This is a genomic window from Dolichospermum circinale AWQC131C (assembly GCF_000426905.1).
Lineage (GTDB): Bacteria > Cyanobacteriota > Cyanobacteriia > Cyanobacteriales > Nostocaceae > Dolichospermum > Dolichospermum circinale.
In genome coordinates this window covers 6,225-9,503 of the sequence record NZ_KE384613.1, presented here as the reverse complement: position 1 = coordinate 9,503, position 3,279 = coordinate 6,225, and the positions used below count along the sequence as shown (strand labels likewise).

The following is a 3,279-nucleotide window of genomic DNA, read 5'->3' as shown; positions in this document are numbered from 1 at the left end:
CTCTTGTGGTGCGGGCATCTTGCCCGCTAGATATGTACCTCATAACACCGGGAAGTGCTGTATTAATCATTCCTATTCATGAAAAAGCAAAAATTTCGCATTTTATGAGTTAAGGGTATTGACTTGTGCTGGGGAATTTGGTATACTAGATTCCGATAAGGAAGAACTATCTTGCAGCAATTGTATTTAATTACAAAAATCGCTATACTTCAGATCCCAGACTTCTTGAAGAAATCCGGGGTCTGATGGACTAGGAATATAGGAAAATTTAAGAATGAGAATCTTGGGGTAAAATCATTTCTCGAATGGCTGTGGCTGTTGCAGGGGCGAGTAAAACACCATTGCGATAGTGTCCTGTAGCCAGAAGAACATTAGTAAATCCCGGTAACTTATCAATAACTGGCGCTGGTCGTCCTTCGGGACGGGGACGCAATCCCGACCAAGTACGGAGAACCTTAGCAGCCGCTAAATCTGGGGTAAAAGCGATCGCTTGTTGTCTGACAGCATCCAATAAAGCTTGATTTGCAGGTATTTGGTCTTGATCATTAGGAAATTCTACCGTTGCACCGACCCAATAATCACCATTGCCCATGGGGACAATATGCACATCATTACCAGTAATCACCGGTTGAAAATCAGGATTTCCTAAAGTCCGTCCTAAACTTAGATATAAAGCTTGTCCCAGCACCGGACGGATATTTACCATCTGATCTAATTTTGCAGTTAAAGCCTTTGAACCCAAACCCGCAGACATGATAAACCAATCAGCGGTGACTTTACCTTGTGTAGTTTCAATAAAATTACATTTGTGTGCTTCTCCCAATCCTTTTTTGATATGTAAGGGTGTTGGGGGGGCTGGTGGGGGAGTTTCTGTACCCGTCACAGACACACCAAATTTAAAATTTACCCCATTGCGTTGGGCAGCATCTACTAAAGCTAAAGTTAAAGCTGTAGCATTTAATTGTAGATCTTGGGGAGAATAGACAGCGCCTATACTTTGGGGATAATTAACCTGGGGGCAATATTTTCGGAGTTGTTCTTGATCCCAAACTTGTAATTGCCAACCTTGAGATTGACGAATTTCCCGCAATTGTTCCCATTCTGAAAGTACCTCAACGCCACTTTCTAAGGGACGCTCTAAATTTTCCGATAACAGCATGACGATTCCTTGACGGTTACAAGGGATTTTCCGCCCCGTAATTGCTTCTAATTCAGGAATCAAAGTTCCATAGCGTTGGATACTACTTTCTCGCATTCGCCAAGCAATACCCTTAGTTTTACTGCTAATTACACCCATTAATACACCGAGGGCGGCGCTGGTAGAACCTTGTGCCGGTTGTTTTTGTTCAAAAACAGTGATATTTAAACCTTTAACTTGGCTCAGTTCATAGGCGATCGCCGCCCCAACCACACCACAACCGATAATTACTACATTCATGGTTTTCGCACTTGAGTCAGGGGTGAAGAATGAAAAGTCTTCCTCTCCACCCTATCACTCCATTACCCTAGCATTTTGTGATTCAAGACTCGAAAGCAGGCAGGAAGCAGGGACTAGAGGGAGAAATATATTATTTATTTTTCTTTACCCTATTCCCTGTTTCCTCCTACCTCTTGCCTGTGGCCTTTTCCTTTAGCTACTTTTTTCGGGAACTAGTTCTAAGAACTTGTCAATATCCGCAAAAGCTTCTTTGTAGTTACTCAAAGCCTGACTGGTATTGCCAACGGTAGCAGATTGATCTATTTTTACTAAGTCATTCAACAAATCTTTAATGATTTGTCTTGCCTTTCCCTGGTCCTGCTGTGCCAAATTGGGGACAATATAAGTCATATTTAACTTAGCTTCCGTCATCGGTCCATGGATAAAATTGCCTACTTTTATCCATTCACCCTCAGAAATCAAGCTTTTCAGTTCCCCTTGGCGATCAATTACCGCCTTAATTCCTGGAGCGTACTCCTGAATTTTAGCAACTTCTGCGGCTGTATAAGATGGTGGTAAAGTAGCAACACTAGGACCACCACAACCAATCAGGAATGTTGCTAATAATACGAAAATCAGTGAGAAAATAGAACGTTGACGCACCATAAATGGAAATTAATTTTTTCTTTGGTTGCCGATGAACAGTGTTATTTTAGATCGCTATGTAATCAACCGTTACAATTAACTTAGGTTTTTCTGTCTTTATCTTCATCTTCCGAATATAGGAGATTATTGAGTGAACGCAGCCGAACAAGCCACAAACCTCGAATTTGCCAGCAAAATTGCTACGGTGGTCAATTTGTTTAAATACGAATTTCCTGATGTCAAATCCGATCTCAAACCCTGGCATAATGACCTGGAAACCAGAGAATTAGTAGATCCAGATTCCATTGACATCGCTTTTCACTTCCCCGGTGTCAGCAAATCTTGGCGCTGTCGTAGTATTTTAATTCAAATTCGATTTTATCAAGATCCCATCACTCATCACCGTCGCGCCATTGGTGTGGAAGCGGCTGGATTTGACCATCGTGGTGAAGTTTGGCGACTTTCTACCGTGGAAACCTGGAGTTTTATCGGTGATTCTGTACCTTTGGCTGTTGTTGGGGAAAAACTCAAACAGGTTTGTCGGCAAATTTTAGAGGTGTTTAATCGGCCGAGTCAGTAAAAATAATTAGTTTTTCTGTTGATCTAACGCCCATTCCCACCTTCGTTTTAAATCATTACAGTGATGAGAGGGTAAAACTTGATGGTTTAAATTCTTACATAATAGAACTTATGTACTAAATTAAAGTCTGACTCAAAATTACTCATGATCAGCTTTGCAACTACCATCTAGACAGTATACTGATTGATAGGTTTGAGAACGCTTCCCAAACAATGTATAACGATAATCTCGAATTTGTTCATAAAACCTATCCCCTGCCCATTTCATCCCCGGTAACGCCCGATACGCATCCACAAATATACTACCCAAAGGCAATAGTCGGCCAATTTCCTCAGCAGCATTACTACCTTGCCAACGTTTCTCTGTGGCATTACTATCAATTAAAATCATCCCCTGTTCACAATCTATGGAAGTAATTCCCCATTGGCATAATGTCTCTTCATCTTGCATAGAAACGTAGCGAAACAGTTTCCCTTGGTCTAAAGTTTCCAACAATTGCACTAAAGTTGCACAAAGATTACAGTTGCCATCATAGATCACGTAGTAATTCATAAAATTATTAGCCATAGTGTATTTTTCGTAAGTATCTTACTTTTTAGTGTGTATTGACGAATATATAGCGTTTCCCAGTTTAATG

The 3,279-nt window shown here is 40.9% G+C and carries 4 protein-coding genes; 1 reads left to right on the top strand and 3 read right to left on the bottom strand.

All coding sequences use genetic code 11. From position 1 onward, the window contains the following. Positions 1-268: 268 nt before the first annotated feature. Complete coding sequence (locus ACIR131C_RS0111845; protein ID WP_028090364.1) at positions 269-1,438, bottom strand: NAD(P)/FAD-dependent oxidoreductase; 1,170 nt, start codon at positions 1,436-1,438, stop codon at positions 269-271. 192 nt (positions 1,439-1,630) lie between these two features. Continuing rightward, on the bottom strand, positions 1,631-2,083 hold the full coding sequence (gene psbQ / locus ACIR131C_RS0111840; RefSeq protein ID WP_028090363.1) for a photosystem II protein PsbQ: 453 nt from the start codon (positions 2,081-2,083) through the stop codon (positions 1,631-1,633). 130 nt (positions 2,084-2,213) lie between these two features. Here psbQ and ACIR131C_RS0111835 point away from each other — a divergent pair, with 130 nt between their 5' ends. Next, the gene (locus ACIR131C_RS0111835) at positions 2,214-2,642 is read left to right on the top strand and encodes a hypothetical protein (protein WP_028090362.1); all 429 of its coding nucleotides are present in this window, start codon (positions 2,214-2,216) and stop codon (positions 2,640-2,642) included. Positions 2,643-2,780: 138 nt separating this feature from the next. Here the strand turns inward: ACIR131C_RS0111835 and ACIR131C_RS0111830 are convergent, their stop codons facing one another. Then, positions 2,781-3,194 carry a thiol-disulfide oxidoreductase DCC family protein gene (locus tag ACIR131C_RS0111830; protein ID WP_028090361.1) on the bottom strand — a complete coding sequence of 138 codons (414 nt, stop codon included), beginning with the start codon at positions 3,192-3,194 and terminating at the stop codon, positions 2,781-2,783. Positions 3,195-3,279: the final 85 nt, after the last annotated feature.

Coding starts and splice junctions, on each gene's coding strand:
- ACIR131C_RS0111845 (WP_028090364.1), bottom strand. CDS start 1,438: ATGAATGTAGTAATTATCGGTTGTGGTGTGGTTGGGGCGGCGATCGCC.
- psbQ (WP_028090363.1), bottom strand. CDS start 2,083: ATGGTGCGTCAACGTTCTATTTTCTCACTGATTTTCGTATTATTAGCA.
- ACIR131C_RS0111830 (WP_028090361.1), bottom strand. CDS start 3,194: ATGAATTACTACGTGATCTATGATGGCAACTGTAATCTTTGTGCAACT.